We start from the raw sequence: 23,471 nt of genomic DNA, 5'->3' as shown, positions 1-23,471 counted from the left end.
CCGATCCGGCATGTGCCGCCGGATCGGTGATCCAGCCAGCTTTCAGGCAGCCGCCAGCTTGTAATCCTTGAACCGCGCGCGCAGCTCGGTCTTGAGCAGCTTGCCGGTCGCGGTGTGCGGCAAGTCATCGACGAACACGATCTCGTCCGGCAGCCACCATTTCGCGACATGATTGCTGAGATGCGCGGTGATCTGGTCGGGCGTGACGGTACTGCCCGGCTTTCTGACCACCAGCAGCAGCGGACGCTCATCCCATTTCGGATGATAAATGCCGATTGCGGCGGCCTCGCCAACCCCGGCACAGCCGATAGCGGCGTTCTCAAGCTCGACCGAGCTGATCCATTCGCCGCCCGACTTGATCACGTCCTTGGCCCGGTCAGTAATCTGCATCGTCCCGTCGGGATGGAGCACGGCGACGTCGCCAGTGTCGAACCAATTGTCGGCATCGACCGCATCGGCCTCAGCCTTGAAATAGCGCTTCACCACCCAGGGGCCGCGGATCTGCAGCCGGCCGGAGCTGACGCCGTCGCGCGGCTGTTCGCGATCCTCGTCATCGAGCACGCGCAATTCGACGCCGAACGGGATCGATCCCTGGCGCGACACCAGGTCAAGCTGCTCGCCCAGGGTCATCTCGTCCCAATGCGGCGGCGGGAAACCGGCGGTGCCGATCGGCGAAGTCTCAGTCATGCCCCAGAGGTGCTTGACCACCACGCCCATCCCCATGATCCGCTCGATCATCGCGCGCGGCGCCGCCGAGCCGCCGATCGTCACCTGCTGCAGGTGGCGCGGCTCCTCCCCGGTCGCATCCATATGCTGGAACATCGACAGCCATACCGTCGGCACGCCGGCCGAATGCGTCACCTTCTCGTCATTCATCAGCCGGCACAGCACCTTCGGGTCGTTGACCGCCGAATAGACGAACTTCGCGCCCGCCATCGCGCCGGCATAGGGCAGCCCCCAGGATGCGGCATGGAACATCGGCACGATCGGCAGCACCACGGCATTGGCCGACAGATTGAACACCCAGGGCGCCACCTCAGCCATCGCATGGATGATGGTCGAGCGATGTTCGTAGAGCACGCCTTTCGGGTTGCCGGTGGTCCCGCTGGTATAGCAGAGCATGCACGGATCACGCTCCGGACCCTCGACCCACGCATAATCGCCGTCCTCGGCAGCGATCAGCGCCTCGAAGCCATCAGGGCCGTCATCGTCGAACGCGATATAATGTTTGATGCTGGTCCATTGCGGCTTGAGCCGGTCGACCAGCGACTGGAACTGCTTGTCGTAGAACAGCACCCGGTCTTCGGCATGATTGGCGATATAGACCAGTTGCTCGTCGAACAGGCGCGGATTGATGGTGTGGATCACGCCGCCAATGCCGATCGCACCGTACCAGGAGACGAGATGACGGCTATGGTTCATCGCCAGGGTGGCGATGCGGTCGCCCTTGCCGCAGCCAAGCCGTTCGAGCGCCTGGCACAATTTGCGCGCATCGCGCGAAATGCCGGCCCAGTTGGTGCGAACCTCCTGCCCATCGGCATAGACGCTGACGATCTCCCTGGTGCCATGCTCGCGCGCGGCGTGGTCGATCAGCCTCGGAACCCGAAGCTCGAAATCCTGCATTCCACCCAGCATTCACACCCTCTCTTGTTATCCAACCAGAGCGAGCCTCGTTTCCGAAGTCTTCAGCTCGACATCGCCGACATCCTGCAGGGTCTCGATGCGTCCGGCAAGCTCGCCGTCGAGCAGAAAGTCGCGGCCGAGCAGGAGGCGCGCTTCGCCGCCATCGGGAAGCGCAGCCCTGATCCAGACCTGCCCGCGCCCGCCGCGATGCTCGGCGAGCATTTCGGCAAGGGCAGCGACCGCCGCGGGTGTGCCGACCGCAGCCTCAATGGTGAAGCGGGCATGGTTGGCCAGCCCCTCGAACGGCTGGATCCGCTTGATCGTGACGCGGGGCGATTCCTCGCCCGGGCGGCGATCAAGCTCGACGGTCAGGATGCCGCAACCGCCATTGCGCGCCGCCTCCTCCAGCTCCGCCGCCACCATGTCGTCGAAACAGGTCGCGACGAACTGGCCCGACGGATCGGACAAGGTCGCCATCAGGTAGCGCCGGCCCTTGGCGGAGGTGCGCCAGCGCGCATCCTCGACCAGTGCGGCCATCGTCGCACCGGCGCGGCTGCCATCGTCGGGAATGGAGAGGTCGCCAAGCGCGGCAAAATTTCGCGCGCCATGCGCCCGGGCGAGATGCCCGTGACGATCAACCGGATGCGCGGAGAAATAATAGCCGAACGCCTCCTTCTCCTGCTCCATGCGCTGAGCCAGCGTCCAGCGCGCGCTGAGCGGCAGCTTGATCGCGGGTTCCTGCGCCTCGCCTTCGCCGAACAGGCCGCCCTGCCCGCTGGTCTTCATCTCCTGCGTGCGGGCAGCGGTCGCGAGCAAGGTTTCGGCGGTGGCGAAGATGCCGGCACGATTTGTGTCGATCGTATCGAACGCCCCGGCCCCGGCCAGTCCTTCGAGCTGGCGCTTGTTGAGCAGGCGCGGATCGACGCGGCGTGCGAAATCGTCAAGCGTGTCGAACGGGCCATTGGCGGTACGTTCGTCGACCAGCTTCTCCATCGCGCCCTCGCCCACGCCCTTCAGCGCGGCGAGCGCATAGCGTACGGCGAGCCCGTCATCGTCATATTCGACGCTGAACTCCGCCTCGCTCTCATTGACGCACGGCGCGTGGCACTTGACCCCCATGCGTCGCATATCGTCGGCGAAGATGGCGAGCTTGTCGGTTAGATGCAGGTCGTAACACATTGATGCCGCGAAGAAATCGTGCGGATGATGCGCCTTCAGCCAGGCGGTCTGATAGGCGAGCAGCGCATAAGCGGCGGCGTGCGACTTATTGAAGCCGTAGCCGGCGAACTTGTCGATCAAGTCGAACAGCTCGTTCGCCTTGGGCGCGGCGATCTTGTTGACCGCCATACAGCCCTCGACGAACCCGGCGCGCTGGTCGTCCATCTCCTTCTTGATCTTCTTGCCCATCGCGCGGCGCAACAGATCGGCCTGGCCCAGGCTGTAGCCGGCGAGCACCTGCGCCGCCTGCATCACCTGTTCCTGATAGACGAAGATGCCGTAGGTTTCGGACAATATCTGTTCGAGCAAGGGATGCGGATACGTGATCGGCTCGCGCCCGTTCTTGCGCGCGCCGAAGCTCGGGATATTGTCCATCGGGCCCGGCCGATAGAGCGAGACGAGCGCGATGATGTCGCCGAAATTGGACGGGCGGACCGCCGCCAGCGTCCGCCGCATGCCCTCGGATTCGAGCTGGAACACGCCGACCGTGTCGCCCTTCTGAAGCAGCTTGTAGACGCCTTCGTCATCCCAGGCGAGCGCATCCAGGTCGATCTTTATTCCACGCCTTACAAGGAGTTGTACCGCTTTCTTGAGAACCGATAGCGTCTTCAGGCCGAGAAAGTCGAACTTCACCAGACCCGCCGCCTCGACATATTTCATGTCGAACTGAGTGACCGGCATGTCCGATCGCGGATCGCGATAGAGCGGGACGAGCTGATTGAGCGGGCGATCGCCGATCACCACACCCGCGGCGTGAGTCGAACTGTGCCGCGGCAGCCCCTCCAGCTTCATCGCCAGATCGAGAAGGTGCTTCACACCCTCATTGCCACGATATTCCTGCGCCAGTTCGCTGACGCCGTTGAGCGCGCGATCCAGCGTCCAGGGATCGGTCGGATGGTTGGGGATGAGCTTTGCCAACCGGTCAACCTGGCCATAGCTCATCTGCAGCACGCGGCCGGTGTCCTTGAGCACCGCGCGCGCCTTGAGCCGTCCAAAGGTGATGATCTGCGCAACATGATCGGAGCCGTATTTGCGCTGCACATAGCGGATCACTTCTTCGCGCCGCGTTTCGCAGAAATCGATGTCGAAGTCGGGCATCGACACGCGTTCCGGGTTGAGGAAACGTTCGAACAGCAGGCCGAGCTTCATCGGATCGAGATCAGTGATGGTCAGCGCCCAGGCGACGACGGAGCCGGCACCTGAACCACGGCCCGGGCCGACCGGGATGTCATGATCCTTGGCCCATTTGATGAAGTCCGCGACGATCAGGAAATAGCCCGGAAAACCCATCTGGATGATGACGTCGAGCTCGAACTCCAGCCGCTCGCGATAGGCGATGGTCCATTCGGCCGGCACACCGTTCGCGTCCAGCGACAGACCCTGCAATTCGGCGATCCGCCGCAGCCGCATGTCGAGCCCGGCGCGCGCATCGACGCGCAGTGCCTCGGACTCGGCATCACGGTCGCCGGCAAGGCTCGGCAGGATCGGCTTGCGCGATGGCGCCGCCACGGCGCAGCGCTGCGCGACGACCAGCGTGTTGGCGATCGCTTCGGGCAGGTCCGCGAACAGCATGCGCATGTCCTTGGCCGGCTTCATCCAGGCATCGGGCGAGCTGCGCGGGCGATCGTCGCTGGCGATATAGGTCGAATTGGCGATGCACAGCATCGCGTCATGCGCTTCGCTGAAATCCTCATCGGCAAAACAGCACGGATTGGTCGCAACCAGCGGCAAGTCGCGCTCATAGGCCAGATCGAGCAAACCCGGCTCCGCCCTGCCCTCGGTCTCGTCGAGCCGCCGCGTCAGTTCGATATAGAGCCGGTCACGGAACAGCGACTGCAGCCGGTCGAGATAGGCCCGCGCGCGATCCTCCTGCCCTTCCGCCAGCAGCCGGGTCAGGCCGCCTTCGCGCCCGGCGGTGAGCGCGATCACGCCGTCGGTGCGCCCTTCCAGCGTGGCGAAATCGACATGCGGTGCCTGTTCGATCGGGCGGTCAAGATGCGCCATCGACACCAGTGCGCAGATATTCTGATACCCGGCTTCGTCCTGGGCATAGAGCGCGAGCCAGTCGAGCGGCGCCTCCACGCCCTCGGGCATGTCGGGCCGCGCGACGCCGAGCATCGCGCCGATGATCGGCTGCACGCCGGCGCCCTTCGCCGCATCGGAAAAGGCCATCGCGGCGTAAAGCCCGTTGCGGTCAGTCAGCGCCGCGGCGGGAAAGCCCAGTTCCTGGGCGCGCTTGGCGATCGCCTTCGGCTCGATCGCGCCATCGAGCATCGTGTAGGACGAGAAGATACGTAGGGGTACGAACGCGGAGTGAGGCATGGTGCCGTTATGCGGATAGTGGCGCGCCAAGGGAAGCGCCGAGGCGCCAAAAAGCTGTGGCTAACTTCGATGCCGGCGACCATTCCCATGACGGGATGACGAGGCCGATACGCCGCGCTTGCAGAGAGAATTTCGTTGGAAACGCCGCTTGGTTAATAGGCGCCAGGCAAAGCAAATACAGCCATTATGGTTTCAACCCGTTCGACTTATCGCAAACAAGAATAGGATGTCTTGCGATTGACATGGACCTGTGAAACTCTCGCCATAGCAGGTAATTAGAGTCACATCCGGCGCATCGGCCAGATAAGATACGGGGGCAACTTGTATGGCGACGTTCAACGGCACCAGCGTAGCTGATTTTTATACCGGCACCGCGTCGGGAGATTTCATCTACGGCAATGGTGGTGACGACGACCTGGCCGGCGGAGCGGGTTCGGATTATATCGATGGCGGGTCGGGAAACGACTTTCTTTTCGCCTATCTCGGGCTGGACACCGATACCTCCGCCGACACCTTGCTTGGCGGGGATGGCAACGACCATATCTTTATCGGCTATGGCGACAGTGCGAATGGCGGCAACGGCACCGATAACCTGTTGCTTTTCATGAACAACGCCTCGTCCGCCGTAAACATCGACTTTACCGGCCTGTGGTTCGGCGGCAGCGCCACATTGGGCGGCGGCACGATCCAGGGCTTCGAGAATCTCGATTCCGCCGTCGGCACGGCCTTCAACGACACCATGATCTCAGGGTCGCTCGCAGGGAAGATCTGCAGCCTGCTTGGCCAGGGCGGCGGTGATTCGCTCACCGGCGGTGCCGGTCACGATCATCTGACGGCGGGAATGGGCGGCCTTTCGGCGCTGGGAACGGATATCTATTATGACGTGCTCATCGGCCTTGGCGGCGACGACGTCCTGTCGTTCGGAATTGGCGATTATGTCGATGGCGGCTCCGGATTCGATACGCTTGAGTTCGATGCCGGCGCCAGCGCGACCGGCGTGACGATCGACTTCACGACCCTGTTCAGCACCGGCACCGACACCATTCTCGGCACCTATATCAATAGCGTCGAGGACATCGAGTGGGTATATGGTTCGCTGTATGGCGATACCATCAACGCGGGGTCGGCATCGACCAAGGCATCGCTCTTTGGCCGGGACGGCAATGACACGCTGATCGCGGGCTCGGCCAGCGACACGCTGACCGGCGGCACTGGTGCGGATACCCTGACCGGCGGCGGCGGCAGTGATGAATTCGTGTTTGCCGCGGGCGATATCGGCGGCACGACCTGGGCGACGACAGACCTGATCACCGATTTCAGCCATGCGGCGGGTGACAGGATCCGCCTGTCGGACATCGACGCCGTCGCGGGCGGCTTCGACAACGCCTTTTCCTTTATCGGGACAGGATCGTTCACCGGCGTGGCGGGTCAGCTGCGCTACGAAATCGCGGGCGGGGTGACGACCGTCTATGGCGATACCAATGGCGACGGCATCGCCGATATGGCCATTGGCTTCAGCAGCGCGGTCAGTCTCGTCAGTGGTGACTTCTTCCTTTAGCGCGGCGCGGCCAGCAGCTTTTCGATATCCGCCTCGATATCCTCGGGCTTGGTCGTCGGCGCATAGCGGGCGATCGTCTCGCCGCTGCGATCGACCAGGAATTTGGTGAAGTTCCACTTGATCCCGGTCGAGCCGAGCAGCCCGGGGGCGTCGCTGCGCAATTTCTGGAACAGCGGGTCGGCGTCGGAGCCGTTGACGTTGACCTTGGCGAACACCGGGAAGGTCACGTCATAGGTCAGGGTGCAGAAATTGGCGATCTCCGCCGCGTCTCCCGGCTCCTGGCTACCGAACTGGTTGCAGGGAAAGCCGAGCACTTCGAACCCGCGATCGGCATATTTACGGTGCAGTGCCTCAAGCCCCTCATATTGCGGCGTGAAACCGCATTTGGAGGCGGTGTTGACGATCAGCAGCACCTGGCCGGCATAGGCGGACAGATCGACCGTGCCGCCATCGGCGGCCTTGACGCTCAGATCGGTCACTGCGGTCATGCGGTCGCTCCTTCATGGCGCGCGAGCAGATAATCGAGATTGGCGCGGACGCCCGGCCATTCGGTCGCGGTGATCGAATAGACCACGGTGTCGCGCAAATGACCACCTGGCATCAGCATATGGTTGCGCAGCACGCCGTCGAGCTTCGCCCCAAGCCGTTCGATCGCGCGCCGCGAACGCTGATTGAGCCAGTCGGTGCGCAACTGGACACAGCCGCAGTCGAGCGTCTCGAACGCATGAGTTAGCAGCAGCCGCTTTGCCTCGCTGTTGAGCCCGGTGCGCTGCACCCGGCGTGCGTATAGCGTGCCGCCGATCTCGACCCGGCGATGCGACTCGCTCATGCGCATGAAGCGGGTCGTACCGGCAATCGCGCCCTTGGCGTCAAGCACCGCAAAGGGCATCGCCCGGCCGGCGTCGCGCTCGCCGATCAGCTTCGCCATCCAGGCCTGGACCGTATCCGCATTGGGCACGAACGTGTAGAATTGGTCGGCCAGATCATCCGCGATGGCCGCGACCAGCGCGTCGGCGTCTTCGGGCAAGAGCGGACGGAGCGTGACATGCCGTCCGGACAGGATCGGTGTGGCGGTCCATGCCGACATCGGATCAGCCCGCTGAGCCACGGCGCAGCGCCGTCATGCGAGCCTTCCCTCATGAAGCCGGACCACTCGGTCCATCTTCAACGCCATGCGCTCGTTATGAGTCGCGACCAGCGCCGCCGATCCTTCATGGCGGACCAGGCGGAGGAACTCGGCGAGGACGATATCCGCTGTGGCCTCATCAAGGTTGCCGGTCGGCTCATCGGCCAGCACCAGCGCGGGTCGATTGGCCAGCGCGCGGGCAACCGCGACGCGTTGCTGCTCCCCGCCCGATAGCTGGCTCGGCCGGTGAGTCAGGCGTTCGCCAAGGCCAAGTGCGGTGAGCAGCGATTCGGCACGATCATCGGCCTGGGCGCGGGTGCGGTCGCGGATCAACTGCGGCAGGACGACATTTTCCGCCGCGTTGAAATCGGGCAGCAGATGGTGGAACTGATAGATGAAGCCGAGATAGTCGCGGCGCACCAGGGTGCGGCCATGCGCATCAAGCTTGGCCGCTTCCTTGCCGGCGATGCGGATCGAGCCGCCGAAACCGCCCTCAAGCAGGCCGATCGCCTGAAGCAGAGTCGATTTGCCCGAACCCGAGGGCCCAAGCAGTGCAACGATCTCCCCTGCCCCGACTGTCAGGTCGACGCCGCGCAGCACCTCGATCGTGGCATCGCCCTGCGTGAAGCTGCGGGTCAGGCCCGAAACGGCCAGGATCGGCTCACTCATAACGCAACACCTGGACCGGATCCGTGCTCGCCGCCTTGAATGCCGGGTAGAGCGTGGCGAGGAAGCTGAACACCAGCGCCATCAAGGCGATCACGACGATCTCGACCGGATCGGTCTTTGACGGCAGCTCGGTGAGGAAGCGGATCGCCGGATCCCACAGATTCTGCCCGGTGACGAACTGCACGAAATTCACCACGCCCTGCCGGTAATACAGGAAGATGAAGCCGAGGATCAGGCCGGCAACGATGCCGAGCGCACCGATCGTCGTGCCGACCACCATGAAGATGCGGATCAGCCCGACTCGCGTCGCCCCCATGGTGCGCAGGATCGCGATGTCGCGGGTCTTGGCGCGCACCAGCATGATCAGCGACGACAGGATATTGAATACCGCGACCAGGATGATGATCGACAGCACGGTGAACATCGCGACTCGCTCGACCGCCAGCGCCTCGAACAATTGCGCATTCATCTGGCGCCAGTCGGCGATCACCGCGCGCCGCCCGATCTTGTCGGCAAGCGGCGCCAGGATCGTCGCCACCCGGTCCGGATCGACCGTCTGCACTTCAATCATGCCGACACTGTCGCCGAGCAGCAGCAAGGTCTGCGCGTCCTCCATCGGCATGATCACATAGGCCTTGTCGTAATCATACACCCCGATCTCGAAGATCGCGCCGACGGTGTAGGAAACGATGCGCGGGACAGTGCCGAACGGCGTGGTCTGCCCCTGCGGGCTGATCAGCGAGATTTCGCTGCCGACCTGTGCGCCCAGCGCATCGGCGAGCCGCGATCCGATCGCGATCTTGCCGCTGCCCGGCGCCAGGCTGGCCAGCGATCCCATCACCACCTTGGTGCTGATCGTCTGGTTGCCGCGAATGTCCTGGATACGCATGCCGCGCACCAGTACCGCCTCGACCCTGCCATTATAGCTGGTCATCAGCGGCTGCTCGATCATTGGCGTCGCGCTGGTCACGCCTGGCGTCGCCTGCGCGGTCTTGACCATGTCGCGCCAGTCCGGGATTCGCCCGCCGATCCCCTGCACCACCGCATGGCCGTTCAGGCCGACGATCTTGTCGAACAATTCGGCGCGAAAGCCGTTCATCACGCTCATCACGATGACCAGGGCGGCGACGCCCAGCATCACCGCGACCAGGCTGATGCCGGCGACGAGGAAGATGAACGCTTCCCCCTTGCCCGGCAGGAGGTAGCGCCGCGCGATCATGCGTTCGTAGCGTGACAATATCATGGGTGCCGGTAACGCTCGCCGAGGGATGACATGGCCGCTCTAGGGTCACTACTCGTTTACCGCAATGGCCGGAGCGGAGGGGGTTTTGTCGCGGACGAGCACGGCGTCACGGGTACGCGTGCGTTGTAGGCAACTGATTCACCCTGTTGCGCAATCGCCACAGGATCGCCGCAATCGAACCAAACTGGCCACATTGCCGGTGACAAACGCCGGCACCGATCCTAGCACTTCCAACACTGAGACACAGGCAATGGCCGTGGTTCGGGGAATGCTTTCAGCGCCGCCTTGAAAACAGGGCGTGCAGCGAGGGCGGGACAAGGGGGCTGACGAGCGATCGTCACGCAGGCGCCCGGGCTGGAAACGGTCCGGGCGTTTGCTTTTCCGGTCCCATTATATCGCCATGATCCTGACATCGTTGCCCTCTCCCGCATCCGGGAGAGGGCTGTCGATGGATCAGAACGAGGCGCTGAGCGTCAGGCCATAGGTCTGAGGATCGCCGGGATTGCCGGAGATCAGGCCTGTATTGCCAGGCGTGGTTGCCAGCAGCTCGAAATATTTCGCGTCGAAGGCGTTACGCACCCAGCCGAAGATATTGAAGTCGTCGGTGCGATAGCCGAGGCGGAAATTGGCCAGCGTATAGCCGTTGATATCGGTGTAGATCGAGCGCGAGGCATTCGAGGAGAATTTCGAGCGCCTGTTGGCATCGGCGCCGAGATAGACCTCGCCATCCTTGCCGAGGATCGTCGCCGGCACATTATATTCGCCGCCGAACGAAAACGCCCATTTCGAGATGCCCGGCAGCCACTGGCCCGAAATGTTGCAGACCAGCGGGCTGTTGGTCCCGGGAACACCCGGGTTACCGATCACCGCGCCACTGCCCCCGCCCGACAATTCCGGGGGGCATGGTGCATTGGTGAACTTGGAATATTCATGATCGGTGAAAGCGCCGTTGACGTACAGGCTGAAGCGTTCGGACGGCCGGATCGAGAAATCGGCCTCAATGCCGCGCACCCGCACCTTGTCGGCATTGGCGAGATAGCCGCGCAGGGTCGCATTGGCGCCATCGTTGACCAGCGCCTGATAGTCCTTGATCGAGGTCCAGAAGCCGGTGAGGTTCAGTGTCGCCTTGCGATCCCAGAATTGCGACTTCAGGCCGATCTCGAAATGGTCGACCTTTTCCGGTTTGACCTGGGCAAACTGGGTTTGGGCGACACCGGCCACCACGGGCACGCCGTTGAGATTAAGGCCACCCGATTTGAAGGTATGCGCATAGGTCGCATAGAGCAGGAGATCGCGTGACGGTTTGTACGACGCGGTGAAATCATATGAAAAGTTCCAGGCGCGATAGGCTTCGTCCTTGAACGCTTGTGGGGTCAACGCGGTGCGCTGCTCGATCTGGCGAGGCGTGCCGCCCGTGGCCGGCACCAGATTGCCCTGCCCGTCGCGGACGATGCTGACATAGGATCCGACCTTGTCATCATAGTTGAGGCGGACGCCGGGCGAGAGGGTGATCTCGTCAGTGACTTTCCAGTTGAGCTTGCCGAACACCGCACCGCTGAAATTCTTTAGGCGGATGTCATTGCTGGCGTTCAGACCATCAAGCACCGTCGGATCGAGATACAACAACGGCTTGTCAGGGCCGGGGACCGACGTGTCACGCACGGTCGGGCTGATCAACCAGCGACTCGCGGCAGAACCCTGACGCTGCGTGCCGGTGGTATGGATGTCCTGATAAAAGGCGAACGCGCCGACCACATAGTCGAAGCCATTGCCCTCGCCGGCATAGCGGAGTTCCTGGGTGTACTGGTCCTGCTTGGTTGGATTCTGCGACAAGGTGGTGATCGGCAAGCCGGTGAAATCGCGGTCGTTCGCGGGCAGCCAGTCCCAGAAACGCCATGCGGTGACCGAGGTCAGCGTGCCCGAGCCAAGCTCGAGCTCGGCGCGCAGCGATGCCCCGCCCAGGATGTTGCGGGCATTAAGGTCCGCGTCGAGATCGGTCAGACGATCGAACGGGTTGGTGCTCGGCACCGCATAGCCGAACTGGGCGGTGAGCTTGGGATATTGCCGGGTGTCGACGCGCTGCGTCGGGCCGTAACGGACATAGATCTGCGCGCAGCATTCGGGGTTCTGGCGGTTGTAATCGCCGGACAGCGTCACCTTCAGGCTGTCGCTCGCTTTCCACAGGATCGCGCCACGCAGGCCGATATTGTCCTGTGCGTTGACATAATTGCCGCTGGCGACGTTGTAGATCGTGCCGCGGCGGCTGGTGACGGAGGCGCCGATGCGCACGGCCACCTTGTCGCTGATCGGGCCGGAGACCGACGCCTTGGCCTGCTTGAACTCGAGATTGCCGACGGTAACCTCGGCGCGCCCCTCATAAGAGAAGCTCGGCGCCTTCGACGTGATGTTGATCGCGCCGGCGACCGTGTTCTTGCCGTACAGCGTGCCCTGCGGCCCGCGCAGCGTCTCGACCTGCTGCACGTCGAGGAAATCGAGCGTGGCGACCGCGACGCGGCTGAAATAGACCTGGTCGATATAGACGCCGACGCCCTGGTCGATCCCGTCATTGGTCAGGCCGAGCGGCGCGCCGAGGCCACGGATATTGACCGACGAGTTGCGCGGGTTGGACGAATAGAATTGCAGCGTCGGCTGAAGCTGCTGCAGCCGCTGCACATTGAAGCTGCCGGTGGTGTCCAGCTCCTTCACCCCGACCACCGAGATGGCGATCGGTACGTCCTGCGCCGCTTCCGCACGCCGGCGCGCGGTGACGATGATGTCGGCCGCGACCGAGCTGCGCTGAACATCTTCCTCGCTACGACCTTCCGTCCCGGGAACAGTGACCGTGATCGGTGGTGGAGCGGGAGGTTCCTGAGAGGTTTGCGCAATCGCGGTCGAAGCCAGCAACGCGGAAAGTGTGTGAGCGAGCATTAACGATTCCCCCTAGAGAAGAGCCTAAACTCTACTATTCCAGTGGGAGTTCTAGCCGCTGCGTTCTTGAGCGCGCTAAAGTTGAACTTTACGCCCCCGCAATTGCGCGCTTTTTCGCTTTGATACTTCGGTGAAGCGACCCAAATCAGCGCCGCGTGGCGCTATCGACCGGCTTGATTCAACGGCCGGGCAGCATGTGCATAGTGCGCCGGTACGACGGGTCGCAGCACTTCGCTCTTTCTCATTGCTGGAAAAAACAGGGAGGCGATCACTCCCTGTTCCGCTCGAATAACAGGGAGCTGATCTCCCTGTTATCCCGACGCCTCTCCCTGTTATTGAATAACAGGGAGAGGCGTCGGTAAGTTATTGGATAGAATGACGTATTTGCCACGAAAAACGCGTTTTCAGGCTCAAAAACGGCCAAAATAAATGCCGCTCCCTGATAATCTCCCTGTTAATCGCGCAAAACAGGGAGAAAGCGCGGGTTTTCAGACCAGTCGGCTCTGCTTGACCGCCGCTTCGACGAAGCTGGCGAACAGGGGATGCGGGTCGAACGGCTTGCTCTTCAATTCCGGGTGGAACTGCACGCCGATGAACCAGGGATGGTCGGGCCGCTCGACGATCTCGGGCAAGGTGCCGTCGGGCGACATGCCGGAAAAGACCAGCCCACCCTTCTCCAGGACATCGCGGTAACCGGTATTGACCTCATAGCGGTGGCGGTGACGCTCGCTGATGTCGTCGCTGCCATAGATTGAGGCGACCACACTGTTGCCGTCGAGCTTCGCTTCATAGGCGCCGAGCCGCATCGTGCCGCCCAGATCGCCGCCCTCCTCGCGCTTCTGTATGCCATCGGCGGTCATCCATTCGGTGATCATGCCGACAACCGGTTCGTCGGTCGGACCGAATTCGGTCGACGACGCATTGGCGATGCCGCCCAGGTCACGCGCACCCTCGACGCACGCCATCTGCATGCCGAAACAAATGCCGAAATAGGGCACGCGGCGCTCACGTGCGAAGCGCACGCTGGCGATCTTGCCCTCCGCGCCGCGCTCGCCGAACGCGCCGGGGACGAGGATCGCGTGGAGCGGCTCGAGCTTGGCGGCGACGTCGCTGTCGGCCTGCTCGAACAGCTCGGCGTCGATCCACTGAATGTTGACCTTGACCCGGTTGGCGATGCCGCCATGGACCAGCGCCTCGTTGAGCGACTTATAGGCGTCGGGCAGGCCGACATATTTGCCGACCACGCCGATCGTGACTTCGCCCTCGGGGTTTTCCAGCCGGTCGACAATGTCGATCCAGCGGTCGAGCCTGGGTGGCTCACCAGGTTCGATACCGAAGGCGCGCAGCACTTCCGAATCGAGCCCTTCCGCATGATATTGCATCGGCACGGCATAGATGCTCTTGGCGTCGAGCGCCGGGATGACCGCGGCCTGCGGCACGTTGCAGAACAGCGCGATCTTCGCGCGCTCGCTGACCGGCAACGGCTGTTCGCAGCGGCACACCAGCACATCGGGCTGCACGCCGAGCGCGGCGAGTTCGCGCACCGAATGCTGGGTCGGCTTGGTCTTCAGTTCGCCGGCCGCCGCGATGTACGGCACCAGGGTCACATGGATGCTGACCGACTGGCCGCGGCCAAGATCGTTCCGAAGCTGGCGAATCGCCTCGATGAACGGCAGCGATTCGATATCGCCGACGGTGCCGCCGATTTCGCACAGCACGAAGTCCAGATCGTCGGTCTCCGCCTGGGCGAATTCCTTGATCGCGTCGGTGACGTGCGGAATGACCTGCACTGTCGCGCCGAGATAATCGCCGCGCCGTTCGCGCGCGATGATCTGCTGATAGATCCGGCCCGAGGTGACATTGTCCGACTGGCGCGACGGCACGCCGGTGAAGCGCTCATAATGGCCGAGGTCGAGATCCGTCTCCGCCCCGTCGTCGGTCACATAGACTTCGCCATGCTGATAGGGCGACATCGTGCCGGGATCGACGTTCAGATAGGGATCGAACTTGCGAATGCGCACGCGATAGCCGCGCGCTTGCAGGAGAGCCGCGAGGCTCGCCGCCATGAGACCTTTGCCGAGCGAGGAAACCACGCCGCCGGTGATAAAAATGAACCGCGCCATGGGAGCAAAGGCCTAGCGTCGTTTAGGGTCGCGCGACAAGCGCGCGACTCCGAAAAGCTGTTGAAAATCCGCTAAGGTGCGGATTGTGGCTGAGATTATTGCGCGAGCGGAACTGCGCTGTTGTTCACCGGCGCGGTCACGTTCGCCGCCAGTGCCGCTGCCGCTGCCGCATCGTCGGCGGGAGGTGCCGCCGCCGGGGCCGCCACCGGCTTGCGCGCGAGGGTCGGATCGATCGTCACCGCCTGGCGGGTCGAGGCAAGCACCGCGAGCACGATGCTCAGCGTGACGAACACTGTCGCCAGGACCGAGGTCGCGCGAGTCAGGAAATCAGCCGCACCGCGTGCCGACATCAGCCCCGATGGGCTGCCCCCCGTCCCCAGCCCGCCGCCTTCCGACCGTTGCATCAGGATGACGCCGACCAGGAAGGCCGCGACAACGGCATGAACGACGAGGATGAAGGTGAACATGAGTGGGTGCGCGATCTTTGGCTAAAGGAGTTGCTGCGGAAAGCGGCCACATAGGCGAGGCGGCCGGTTCGATCAACCACCGCGCCAGCGAAACGTTCTGGCCGCTAAGATGAACATTTCGCCTCCGCACTGAAACCAGGTGCGTTTGTGGGCGTTATGAACATCGATGTCCTGCCTTCGGGCATTGCGTAACGTGGAATTTTATTGTGGCCACCATTCTCGAACGTTCCCCCGCAGCGGCGGGTTCCACCCTCGGCTCCTGGATGCAGGCACTGGTCGATTATGTGCGATCAGGTGAACCGGATCTGACCAACCGCCAGATGGCGTTGCTTCTTGTCGTTTACCTCAGACCGGGTCCGCATACGGTGCGTGGGCTTGCCCGCGTGCTGAATGTTTCTAAACCGGTCGTCACGCGCGCCTTGAACAGACTTGGTGCGCTGGGCTATCTGCGCCGTCAGCGCGACGATACAGACAAGCGTAATATCTTCGTCGCGAAGACCAGTGAAGGGGCAGAGTTTCTTGAAGAGTTCGGGCAATTCCTCGGCGATGCCGAGCAACCCGCCGTCCGCCGGGCCAGCGCGTAGGAGCTTCGCGCTTACCGGGCCGTCGGTCACGCTCGATCCGCGTACCAACGCCGTCCGCCGTGATATCGCGGACATTCGTCTCGCCGAACATGTCTTCGCGCCGCATTATGCGGCGCCGTTGCCGATGGTGGTTGCGACGCAGACGATTCTGCGGAGCGAACGACCGCTGGATTCCGCGTCGATCGCCATCCTGATGCCCGAGGACCTGTTTGAGGTGCTTGAATATGCCGGCGACGACGCCTGGGGAATCGCGCCGGCTCACGGCCAGGTCGGCTATATCGCCGCCGCCGCTCTGGCGCCGCGCGTCCAATGAGCGTCAATGTCTTCATCGACGGCGCAGCGGGCACCACCGGCCTGGAGATTCGCGAGCGGCTTGCCGGACGGACCGATATCTCGATCATCGAGATCGATGATGCACGGCGCAAGGATATAGCCGCCCGTGCCGAGGCGTTGAACGACGCCGACTTCGTCATCCTGTGCCTGCCTGACGACGCCGCGCGCGAGGCGGTGGCGCTGATCGACAATGACCGCACCCGGGTGATCGACGCCTCCACTGCGTTCCGCACGGCGGAGGGCTGGAGCTATGGCTTTCCCGAGCTTGAGCCCGGCCAGCAGGCCGCGATTGCCGAGGCGAAGCGGGTGAGCAATCCGGGGTGTTACCCGACCGGCTTCCTCGCACTGGTGCGTCCGCTGGTGCGCATGGGGCTGGTGCCGGTCGACTGGCCGCTCACGGTCAATGCGGTGTCGGGCTATTCGGGTGGCGGCAAGGCAATGATCGCCGAGTTCGAGGCGGCCAATCCGCCCCCGGCCGCGCGCACCTATGGGCTCAGCCTTGCGCATAAGCATGTGCCGGAAATGCAGAAACATGCGCGGATCGAGCATCCACCGATCTTCATGCCTTCGGTTGCCAATACCTATCGCGGCATGATCGTGGAGGTGCCGCTGCCGCTGCATGCGTTTCCACGCCGACCGAGCCTGCATGTCTGCGAAGCGGTGCTGAGCGAGGCGTATCGCGACTGTGCGCTGATCAATATCGCCGAGGGCGACGCCGCCACCGTTGCGATTGAGGCCGATGCCGGGACCGACCGCCTGACGCTTCGTGTCTGCGGCAATCCCGAAACCGGCCAGGCGCGGCTGATCGCGACGCTCGACAATCTCGGCAAGGGTGCGGCGGGTGCCGCTGTGCAGAATTTGAACATTATGGCGGGATTCGACCCGATCACCGGGCTGACCGTCTAACGCATACATATTCCCGTTGGCGGCGCGCCTCCCTCAGGCTACCGCGCGGCACGGCGACATAAGGAGATATCATGCGCAATCCAGTGGCCAAGCTGCTCCTGTTCGGTGCGACCGGCGATCTGGCGCAGCGCATGCTGCTCCCGTCGCTCTATGGCCTGCACGCCGATAACTTGCTGCCCGAAGGGCTGGCGATCACCGGCACGGCGCGTTCGGACCATGACGACAAGAGCTATCGCAGCTTCGCGGCCAAGGCGCTCGAGGAGTTCCTGCCCGACGATCGCAAGGACAAGGCCGCGATCAAGAGCTTCCTCGAACGGCTGAGCTACCAACCGCTCGACGCGTCGAAGGTCGACGGGTTCGGGGCACTGGCCGAGAAGATCGGCGACGTTTCGGGCGGCCTCGCCATCTTCCTGTCGACTGCGCCCTTCCTGTTCGAGCCGACCATCAAGGGTCTCGAATCGGTCGGCCTGGCCGGCGCGACGGTACGCATCGGGCTGGAGAAACCGCTCGGCTATGATCTCGCCACCAGCCGCGAGATCAACGATGCGGTGGCGTTCGCCTTTCCCGAGGAGCGGACCTTCCGGATCGACCATTATCTCGGCAAGGAAACGGTCCAGAACATCCTCGCGCTGCGCTTCGGGAACTCCTTCTTCGAGCCGGTATGGAATGCGCGCGGGATCGACAATGTCCAGATTACCATCGCAGAGACGGTCGGGCTGGAGGATCGCGCGGGCTATTACGAGAATGCCGGCGCACTGCGCGACATGGTCCAGAACCATATGCTGCAATTGCTCGCCCTGATCGCGATGGAGCCCCCTGCCCGCTTCGACGGCACGGCGATTCGCGACGAGAAAGCCAAGGTGTTCCGCTCGCTGCGCCAGATGGCACCGGCCGACGTGCCGCATCTGACCGTCACCGGCCAATATGGCTCGGGCGCGGTCAATGGCGAGATCGTGAAGGGTTATGCCGATGAACTGGGCAAGCCGTCGAACACCGAGACCTTTGTCGCGATCAAGGCGCATGTCGACAATTGGCGCTGGCAGGGCGTGCCCTTCTATCTGCGCACCGGCAAGCGCATGCCGGCACGTCGGTCGGAGATCGCGATCCAGTTCAAGGCCGTGCCGCATTCGATGTTCGGCGATCGTGGCGGCCTGCTCCAGCCCAACATGCTGATCATCCGGTTGCAACCCGAGGAGTATGTCCGGCTGCTGGTCATGGCGAAGGAACCCGGGCTCGACCGCGACGGCATCCGCTTGCGCGAAGTGCCGCTCGACCTCAGCCTCGACAGCGCCTTTGCCGGCACGCGGCGGCGCATCGCCTATGAACGATTGCTGCTTGACCTGATCGAAGGCGACCCAACCTTGTTCGTGCGCCGCGACGAGGTCGAGGCGCAGTGGCAATGGATCGATGCGATCCGCGCAGGCTGGGAAGCGAATGGGGTGAAGCCTAAAGCCTATGCCTCGGGCGGATGGGGGCCGTCGGCCGCGATCGCGCTGACCGAGCGCGACGGGGTCACCTGGCAGGACGATTGACGCGCGTTATCGCGTTCGAGCCGTTCCCGCCCAAACACATATCAAGGAAGACAGATGAGCGAAGAAATCGAATGGTGGGACTATGAGGACGCCGAAGAGATGGCCGATGCGGTCGCGGGCGACATCGCCTTTGTGATCGAAAGCGCGATCGATGCGCGCGGCGCGTGCGTGATCGCCCTGGCCGGCGGCAAGACCCCCCTGCCCATCTACGCAAAACTCGCCGCGACCAAGCTCGACTGGAAGCGCGTCACGATCATCCCGACCGATGAGCGCATCGTGCCGCTGGGCGACCCGCTGTCGAACATCACCGCGATCGGCAAGGTGTTCATTCCCAAGGGCGCACGGGTGATCCCGATCGTCAGCGAAGCGGCGGCCGACTACAAGGCAGCGGGCCGCGCGGCGGATTCGCGGCTCGGCGACCATCACTGGCCGCTCGACCTGTGCCTGCTCGGTGTGGGCGCGGACGGCCATACCGCCTCGATCTTCCCCGGCCCTGACTATGAGGAAGCGATTGCCGGCCCGCGCGAGCGCCGCGCGCTTGGCGTGATGCCCGATCCGCTGCCGCCCGAGGCGCCGGTGGCACGCGTGACGCTGAGCCGCGCTGCGATCGTCTCGGCCCGCGCGCTCACGCTCGCCGTGACCGGCGACGCCAAGCGCACAGTGATCGAACAGGCAATCAAGCAAGGCCCTGCCTCACCCTATCCGATCGGTCGCGTGCTTGCCGATGCGGAGTTGCCCGTCGACATCCACTGGAGCCCCGCATGACGCTCAACGCTGCTGTCGCGGCCGTCACTGATCGGATCATCGAGCGATCGAAGCCGACACGTGACGCCTATCTCGCGCTGATCCGGCACGAGCGCGACAGCGGCATCGAGCGGCCGATGCTTGGCTGCGCCAATCTTGCGCATGGCTATGCCGGCACCGACGAAGACCGTGACGCGATGAAGCCGGGCACGGCGATGAACATCGGCATCGTCACGGCCTATAACGACATGCTGTCGGCCCATGCGCCCTATTACCGCTACCCGGAACAGATGAAGGTCTGGGCGCGCGAAGCCGGCGCCACGGCGCAGGTCGCGGGCGGCGTGCCGGCGATGTGCGATGGCGTGACGCAGGGTTATCCCGGCATGGAATTGTCGCTGTTCAGCCGCGACACGATCGCGATGAGCACCGGCATCGCGCTGAGCCATGGCATGTTCGAAGGCGCAGCGCTGCTCGGCATCTGCGACAAGATCGTCCCCGGCCTGTTGATGGGCGCGCTGCGCTTTGGTCACCTGCCGATGATCCTGATCCCCGCCGGGCCGATGCGCACCGGCATCCCCAACAAGGAAAAGGCCCGCGTTCGCGAGCTCTATGCCGAAGGCAAGGCGACCCGCGACGAGCTGCTCGAGGCGGAGATCGCCGCTTATCACGGCAAGGGCACCTGTACCTTTTACGGCACCGCCAACTCCAACCAGATGATGATGGAAGTGATGGGCCTGCATATGCCCGGCGCTGCCTTCGTCAATCCCGGCACCAAGTTGCGTCAGGAGCTGACCCGCGCCGCGGTCCATCAGCTGGCCAGGATCGGCTGGAAGGGTGACGATTACCGCCCCTTGGGCGAATGTGTCGATGAAAAGGCGATCGTCAACGCGGCGATCGGGCTGCTCGCGACGGGCGGATCGACCAATCATCTGATCCATCTGCCCGCCATCGCTGCCTGTGCCGGGATCGTGATCGACTGGGAGGATTTCGACCGGCTGTCGAGCGCCGTCCCGCTGATCGCACGCGTCTATCCCAATGGTTCAGCCGATGTGAACGGCTTCGAGGATGCGGGCGGCATGCCGTTCGTGATCCGCGAACTGATCGACGCCGGGCTGATGCACCGCGATATCCGCACCGTCGCCGGCAATGACCTGGCCGATTACGGCAGGACCGCGACGCTCGATGGCGAGACGCTGAGCTGGGTCGACCCCGGCGAGAGCAAGGACGATACCATCCTGCGTCCGGCAAGCGCGCCGTTTTCGGCTGAAGGCGGCTTCCGCATCCTCGCCGGCAATCTCGGCCGGTCATGCATCAAGGTCAGCGCGGTCGAGCGCGATCGCTGGACGATCCAAGCGCCGGCGCGGGTCTTTTCGACTCAGCAGGAAGTGCAGGACGCGTTCAAGGCAGGCGAGCTCGACCGCGATGTGGTCGTGGTGGTGCGCTTCCAGGGGCCGCGCGCCAATGGCATGCCCGAACTGCACAAGCTGACGCCGCCGCTTGGCGTGCTGCAGAATCGCGGGTTCCGCGTCGCCCTGGTCACCGACGGCCGCATGTCGGGCGCGTCGGGCAAGGTCCCGTGCGCAATTCATTCGAGCCCCGAAGCGCTCGGTGGCGGACCGCTCGGCAAGGTGCGCGACGGCGACATCATCCGCGTGTCCGCCGATACCGGCGAACTGGTCGCCTTGGTCGACCCGGCGGAATGGGAGGCGCGCGAGTTCGCGACCGCGCCGGCACCGGCGATGGGCACGGGCCGTGAGCTCTTCTCAATCATGCGCGACCGCGCGAACGAAGCGGAGCGCGGCGGTTCCGCCATGCTCGCAGCAATGGGCTGGTAGGATTGGGATGGTGGGCATGGAAGTCGTCACGGTCGATATCGGTGGGACTCATGCCCGCTTCGCGATTGCCGAAGTGGCTGATGGCCGCGTCGTCTCGCTCGGTGAGCCGACCACTCACAAGACCGCGGAGCATGCCAGCCTGCAGACCGCCTGGCAGGCGTTCGGCGCGGCGCAGAAGCGTCCTTTGCCTCGTGCGGCGGCGATCGCGGTCGCGTCCCCCGTCGGCGGTGAAGTGATCAAGCTGACCAACAATCCATGGATCATCCGCCCGGCGCTGATTCCCGAGCGTCTCGACGTCGATGATTTCGTGTTGATCAACGATTTCGGCGCGATCGGCCATGCCGTCGCCCAGGCGCCGGACAGCGAATTCCTGCACCTGGCCGGTCCCGACCAGCCCTTCGCGCCGGCCGGCGTGCTGACCGTGTGCGGTCCCGGCACTGGCCTGGGTGTGGCGCAGGTGCTGCGCACGCCGCTGCGCTATCATGTACTCGAAACCGAGGGCGGCCACGTCGATTATGCCCCGCTCGACGGGATCGAGGACGCCTTCGTCAAGCATCTGCGCAAGAAGTTCACCCGCGTCTCGACCGAGCGCATCGTCGCCGGCCCCGGCATTGTCGGCATTTACGAGACGCTCGCCGAGATCGAGAATCGCGCCATCCCGCGGCTCGACGACAAGGCGATCTGGACCATGGCGCTTGAGGGCAAGGACAGCCTCGCGCTCGCCGCGCTCGACCGCTTCTGCCTCAGCCTCGGCGCAGTGGCCGGCGATCTCGCGCTGGCGCATGGTGCCAAGGGCGTGGTCATCGCCGGCGGCCTAGGCCTCAGGCTCAAGGAGCATTTCGCGCGGTCGGGCTTTGCCGAGCGCTTCGCCGCCAAGGGCCGCTTCCAGCAGATGATGGCCGCGATCCCGGTCAAACTGATCATTCATCCGCAACCGGGCCTTTACGGCGCCGCTGCCGCCTTTGCACAGGAATACACATCATGACCGGCATCGAAACCATCATGCGCACCAGTGCGGTCATCCCGGTGCTGGTGATCGACGATGCCGCGACCGCCCGCCCGCTGGCCGAAGCGCTGGTTGCCGGCGGCCTGCGCGTGCTTGAAGTGACGATGCGTACCCCTGCGGCGCTCGACGCGATCCGCGAGATGAAGCAGGTTCCCGGCGCGATCGTCGGCGCCGGTACGGTCGTAACGCTTGAGCAGTTCGAGCAGGTGATGGACCTGGATGTCGAATTCATCGTCTCGCCCGGCCTGACCGAGACGCTTGGCCGCCCGATCGTCGATAGCGGCGTGCCCTTCCTGCCGGGTGTGGCCAATGCCGGGGATATCATGCGCGGCCTCGATCTCGGGTTGGCGCATTTCAAATTCTTCCCGGCCGAGGCGTCGGGCGGCCTGAAGGCGCTGAAGGCGCTGGCCGCGCCCTTCTACCAGGCACAATTCTGCCCGACCGGTGGAATCACGGAGGCGAGCGCACCCGACTGGCTGGCATTCGATCCGGTACTGTGTGTCGGCGGCAGCTGGGTGACCGGCGGCACCATGGCGGAGGTCGAGGCGAAGGCGCGCGCGGCAAACGCGCTGCGGCGATAATCCGGCCCCCGCTCCTTTCTCCAGCGGGATTGGATTTTTATTGAACGCTGTCTAATGGTTCCCTCGGCTCGACGATGAGGGATCATGGCCAGACGATCGGATCATACCCGCGAGGAACTGAAGGCGATGATCGTCCGCGAGGGCCATCGCCAGATATCCGAAGTCGGCTTCGCGCATTTCTCGGCGCGCGAAGTGGCCAAGCGGATCGGCTATTCGATCGGCACGATCTATAACGTGTTCGAATCCTATGACCTGCTGGTGCTGGCGATCAACGCGCGAACGCTGGCGCTATGGCAGGCCCATCTCCAAGCGCGGCTGGACGGAGTCGAGCAACGCCGGCTGCGCGCTCTGGTCGAGGCCTATTTCGAATTCGCCATCCTCCACCGTCATGCCTGGACCGCATTATACGATCACCGCCTGCCCGACGATGTGCGCGCACCGGAATATTATCGCGAGCAGATCAGATCGCTGACCGGAATCGTCCGCGACGAGATTGCCGCCGTGCTGCCGGAGGACAAGGTGGATGAGGCCGACGCGCTGACTCGCTCGCTGCTGGCGACGGTGCATGGCCATTGCTTCTTCACCCTCAACGGTACCTTCCAGCTATTGGGTGAAGAAATGCCGCTCGAGACTGTCTATCGCCGGGTGCTGGAGACCATCGCCGCGGTCTGAA

At 63.8% G+C, this 23,471-nt stretch carries 19 protein-coding genes; 10 read left to right on the top strand and 9 right to left on the bottom strand.

Going from position 1 to position 23,471, the window contains the following annotated elements:
• Positions 1 to 42: 42 nt before the first annotated feature.
• Together ACRECS_RS03045 and dnaE are read right to left on the bottom strand one after the other, a co-directional pair.
• A complete protein-coding gene (locus ACRECS_RS03045) occupies positions 43 to 1,635 on the bottom strand; it encodes a long-chain fatty acid--CoA ligase (RefSeq protein WP_431581481.1) in 1,593 nt (530 codons plus the stop codon).
• A gap of 15 nt (positions 1,636 to 1,650) precedes the next feature.
• On the bottom strand, positions 1,651 to 5,163 hold the full coding sequence (dnaE, locus tag ACRECS_RS03040; RefSeq protein WP_431581480.1) for a DNA polymerase III subunit alpha: 3,513 nt from the start codon (positions 5,161 to 5,163) through the stop codon (positions 1,651 to 1,653).
• Between the two features lie 325 nt (positions 5,164 to 5,488).
• Here dnaE and ACRECS_RS03035 point away from each other — a divergent pair, with 325 nt between their 5' ends.
• Positions 5,489 to 6,721 carry a calcium-binding protein gene (locus ACRECS_RS03035; protein ID WP_431581479.1) on the top strand — a complete coding sequence of 411 codons (1,233 nt, stop codon included), beginning with the start codon at positions 5,489 to 5,491 and terminating at the stop codon, positions 6,719 to 6,721.
• Here the strand turns inward: ACRECS_RS03035 and ACRECS_RS03030 are convergent.
• From ACRECS_RS03030 to secG, 7 genes are all read right to left on the bottom strand, one after another.
• The gene (locus ACRECS_RS03030; RefSeq protein ID WP_431581478.1) at positions 6,718 to 7,209 is read right to left on the bottom strand and encodes a glutathione peroxidase; all 492 of its coding nucleotides are present in this window, start codon (positions 7,207 to 7,209) and stop codon (positions 6,718 to 6,720) included. The two genes, ACRECS_RS03035 and ACRECS_RS03030, sit on opposite strands and share 4 nt — an antisense overlap.
• A complete protein-coding gene (locus tag ACRECS_RS03025; protein WP_431581477.1) occupies positions 7,206 to 7,808 on the bottom strand; it encodes a GNAT family N-acetyltransferase in 603 nt (200 codons plus the stop codon). Before ACRECS_RS03025 ends, ACRECS_RS03030 begins: the two co-directional genes overlap by 4 nt.
• A 33-nt stretch (positions 7,809 to 7,841) precedes the next feature.
• A complete protein-coding gene (locus tag ACRECS_RS03020; protein WP_431581476.1) occupies positions 7,842 to 8,516 on the bottom strand; it encodes an ABC transporter ATP-binding protein in 675 nt (224 codons plus the stop codon).
• Positions 8,509 to 9,759: a lipoprotein-releasing ABC transporter permease subunit gene (locus ACRECS_RS03015; RefSeq protein WP_431581475.1), complete on the bottom strand. Its 1,251-nt coding sequence runs from the start codon at positions 9,757 to 9,759 to the stop codon at positions 8,509 to 8,511. The genes ACRECS_RS03020 and ACRECS_RS03015 overlap by 8 nt, the downstream gene beginning before the upstream one ends.
• A 453-nt stretch (positions 9,760 to 10,212) precedes the next feature.
• Complete coding sequence (locus ACRECS_RS03010; protein WP_431581474.1) at positions 10,213 to 12,687, bottom strand: TonB-dependent receptor; 2,475 nt, start codon at positions 12,685 to 12,687, stop codon at positions 10,213 to 10,215.
• A gap of 488 nt (positions 12,688 to 13,175) precedes the next feature.
• On the bottom strand, positions 13,176 to 14,810 hold the full coding sequence (locus ACRECS_RS03005) for a CTP synthase (protein ID WP_431581473.1): 1,635 nt from the start codon (positions 14,808 to 14,810) through the stop codon (positions 13,176 to 13,178).
• A 95-nt stretch (positions 14,811 to 14,905) separates the two neighbouring features.
• On the bottom strand, positions 14,906 to 15,277 hold the full coding sequence (gene secG, locus ACRECS_RS03000) for a preprotein translocase subunit SecG (protein ID WP_431581472.1): 372 nt from the start codon (positions 15,275 to 15,277) through the stop codon (positions 14,906 to 14,908).
• A 263-nt stretch (positions 15,278 to 15,540) separates the two neighbouring features.
• Here secG and ACRECS_RS02995 point away from each other — a divergent pair, with 263 nt between their 5' ends.
• The 9 genes from ACRECS_RS02995 (at position 15,541) to ACRECS_RS02955 (ending at position 23,470) form a co-directional block, all read left to right on the top strand.
• On the top strand, positions 15,541 to 15,861 hold the full coding sequence (locus ACRECS_RS02995) for a MarR family transcriptional regulator (protein ID WP_034158351.1): 321 nt from the start codon (positions 15,541 to 15,543) through the stop codon (positions 15,859 to 15,861).
• Complete coding sequence (locus tag ACRECS_RS02990) at positions 15,824 to 16,174, top strand: SH3 domain-containing protein (protein WP_431581471.1); 351 nt, start codon at positions 15,824 to 15,826, stop codon at positions 16,172 to 16,174. Before ACRECS_RS02995 ends, ACRECS_RS02990 begins: the two co-directional genes overlap by 38 nt.
• Positions 16,171 to 17,100: an N-acetyl-gamma-glutamyl-phosphate reductase gene (gene argC / locus ACRECS_RS02985; protein WP_431581470.1), complete on the top strand. Its 930-nt coding sequence runs from the start codon at positions 16,171 to 16,173 to the stop codon at positions 17,098 to 17,100. The genes ACRECS_RS02990 and argC overlap by 4 nt, the downstream gene beginning before the upstream one ends.
• Positions 17,101 to 17,171: 71 nt before the next feature.
• Complete coding sequence (gene zwf, locus ACRECS_RS02980) at positions 17,172 to 18,632, top strand: glucose-6-phosphate dehydrogenase (protein WP_431581469.1); 1,461 nt, start codon at positions 17,172 to 17,174, stop codon at positions 18,630 to 18,632.
• 54 nt (positions 18,633 to 18,686) lie between these two features.
• Positions 18,687 to 19,397 carry a 6-phosphogluconolactonase gene (pgl, locus tag ACRECS_RS02975; protein ID WP_431581468.1) on the top strand — a complete coding sequence of 237 codons (711 nt, stop codon included), beginning with the start codon at positions 18,687 to 18,689 and terminating at the stop codon, positions 19,395 to 19,397.
• Positions 19,394 to 21,211, top strand: coding sequence for a phosphogluconate dehydratase (gene edd / locus ACRECS_RS02970; RefSeq protein WP_431581467.1), 1,818 nt, complete (start codon positions 19,394 to 19,396; stop codon positions 21,209 to 21,211). Before pgl ends, edd begins: the two co-directional genes overlap by 4 nt.
• Positions 21,212 to 21,227: 16 nt before the next feature.
• Complete coding sequence (gene glk, locus ACRECS_RS02965; RefSeq protein ID WP_431581466.1) at positions 21,228 to 22,196, top strand: glucokinase; 969 nt, start codon at positions 21,228 to 21,230, stop codon at positions 22,194 to 22,196.
• Positions 22,193 to 22,798, top strand: coding sequence for a bifunctional 4-hydroxy-2-oxoglutarate aldolase/2-dehydro-3-deoxy-phosphogluconate aldolase (gene eda / locus ACRECS_RS02960; RefSeq protein WP_431581465.1), 606 nt, complete (start codon positions 22,193 to 22,195; stop codon positions 22,796 to 22,798). Before glk ends, eda begins: the two co-directional genes overlap by 4 nt.
• A gap of 84 nt (positions 22,799 to 22,882) precedes the next feature.
• On the top strand, positions 22,883 to 23,470 hold the full coding sequence (locus ACRECS_RS02955) for a TetR/AcrR family transcriptional regulator (RefSeq protein WP_431581464.1): 588 nt from the start codon (positions 22,883 to 22,885) through the stop codon (positions 23,468 to 23,470).
• Position 23,471: the final 1 nt, after the last annotated feature.

The organism is Sphingomonas sp., from assembly GCF_050725575.1.
Classification (GTDB): domain Bacteria; phylum Pseudomonadota; class Alphaproteobacteria; order Sphingomonadales; family Sphingomonadaceae; genus Sphingomonas.
The sequence above is the reverse complement of the archived record's forward strand: the minus strand, read 5'-3'. Positions and strand labels throughout refer to the sequence as shown.

Bases quoted from the DNA above. Each gene is read 5' to 3' on its own strand.
- ACRECS_RS03045 (WP_431581481.1), bottom strand. From the start codon at position 1,635: ATGCTGGGTGGAATGCAGGATTTCGAGCTTCGGGTTCCGAGGCTGATC.
- dnaE (WP_431581480.1), bottom strand. From the start codon at position 5,163: ATGCCTCACTCCGCGTTCGTACCCCTACGTATCTTCTCGTCCTACACG.
- ACRECS_RS03035 (WP_431581479.1), top strand. From the start codon at position 5,489: ATGGCGACGTTCAACGGCACCAGCGTAGCTGATTTTTATACCGGCACC.
- ACRECS_RS03030 (WP_431581478.1), bottom strand. From the start codon at position 7,209: ATGACCGCAGTGACCGATCTGAGCGTCAAGGCCGCCGATGGCGGCACG.
- ACRECS_RS03025 (WP_431581477.1), bottom strand. From the start codon at position 7,808: ATGTCGGCATGGACCGCCACACCGATCCTGTCCGGACGGCATGTCACG.
- ACRECS_RS03020 (WP_431581476.1), bottom strand. From the start codon at position 8,516: ATGAGTGAGCCGATCCTGGCCGTTTCGGGCCTGACCCGCAGCTTCACG.
- ACRECS_RS03015 (WP_431581475.1), bottom strand. From the start codon at position 9,759: ATGATATTGTCACGCTACGAACGCATGATCGCGCGGCGCTACCTCCTG.
- ACRECS_RS03010 (WP_431581474.1), bottom strand. From the start codon at position 12,687: ATGCTCGCTCACACACTTTCCGCGTTGCTGGCTTCGACCGCGATTGCG.
- ACRECS_RS03005 (WP_431581473.1), bottom strand. From the start codon at position 14,810: ATGGCGCGGTTCATTTTTATCACCGGCGGCGTGGTTTCCTCGCTCGGC.
- secG (WP_431581472.1), bottom strand. From the start codon at position 15,277: ATGTTCACCTTCATCCTCGTCGTTCATGCCGTTGTCGCGGCCTTCCTG.
- ACRECS_RS02995 (WP_034158351.1), top strand. From the start codon at position 15,541: ATGCAGGCACTGGTCGATTATGTGCGATCAGGTGAACCGGATCTGACC.
- ACRECS_RS02990 (WP_431581471.1), top strand. From the start codon at position 15,824: ATGCCGAGCAACCCGCCGTCCGCCGGGCCAGCGCGTAGGAGCTTCGCG.
- argC (WP_431581470.1), top strand. From the start codon at position 16,171: ATGAGCGTCAATGTCTTCATCGACGGCGCAGCGGGCACCACCGGCCTG.
- zwf (WP_431581469.1), top strand. From the start codon at position 17,172: ATGCGCAATCCAGTGGCCAAGCTGCTCCTGTTCGGTGCGACCGGCGAT.
- pgl (WP_431581468.1), top strand. From the start codon at position 18,687: ATGAGCGAAGAAATCGAATGGTGGGACTATGAGGACGCCGAAGAGATG.
- edd (WP_431581467.1), top strand. From the start codon at position 19,394: ATGACGCTCAACGCTGCTGTCGCGGCCGTCACTGATCGGATCATCGAG.
- glk (WP_431581466.1), top strand. From the start codon at position 21,228: ATGGAAGTCGTCACGGTCGATATCGGTGGGACTCATGCCCGCTTCGCG.
- eda (WP_431581465.1), top strand. From the start codon at position 22,193: ATGACCGGCATCGAAACCATCATGCGCACCAGTGCGGTCATCCCGGTG.
- ACRECS_RS02955 (WP_431581464.1), top strand. From the start codon at position 22,883: ATGGCCAGACGATCGGATCATACCCGCGAGGAACTGAAGGCGATGATC.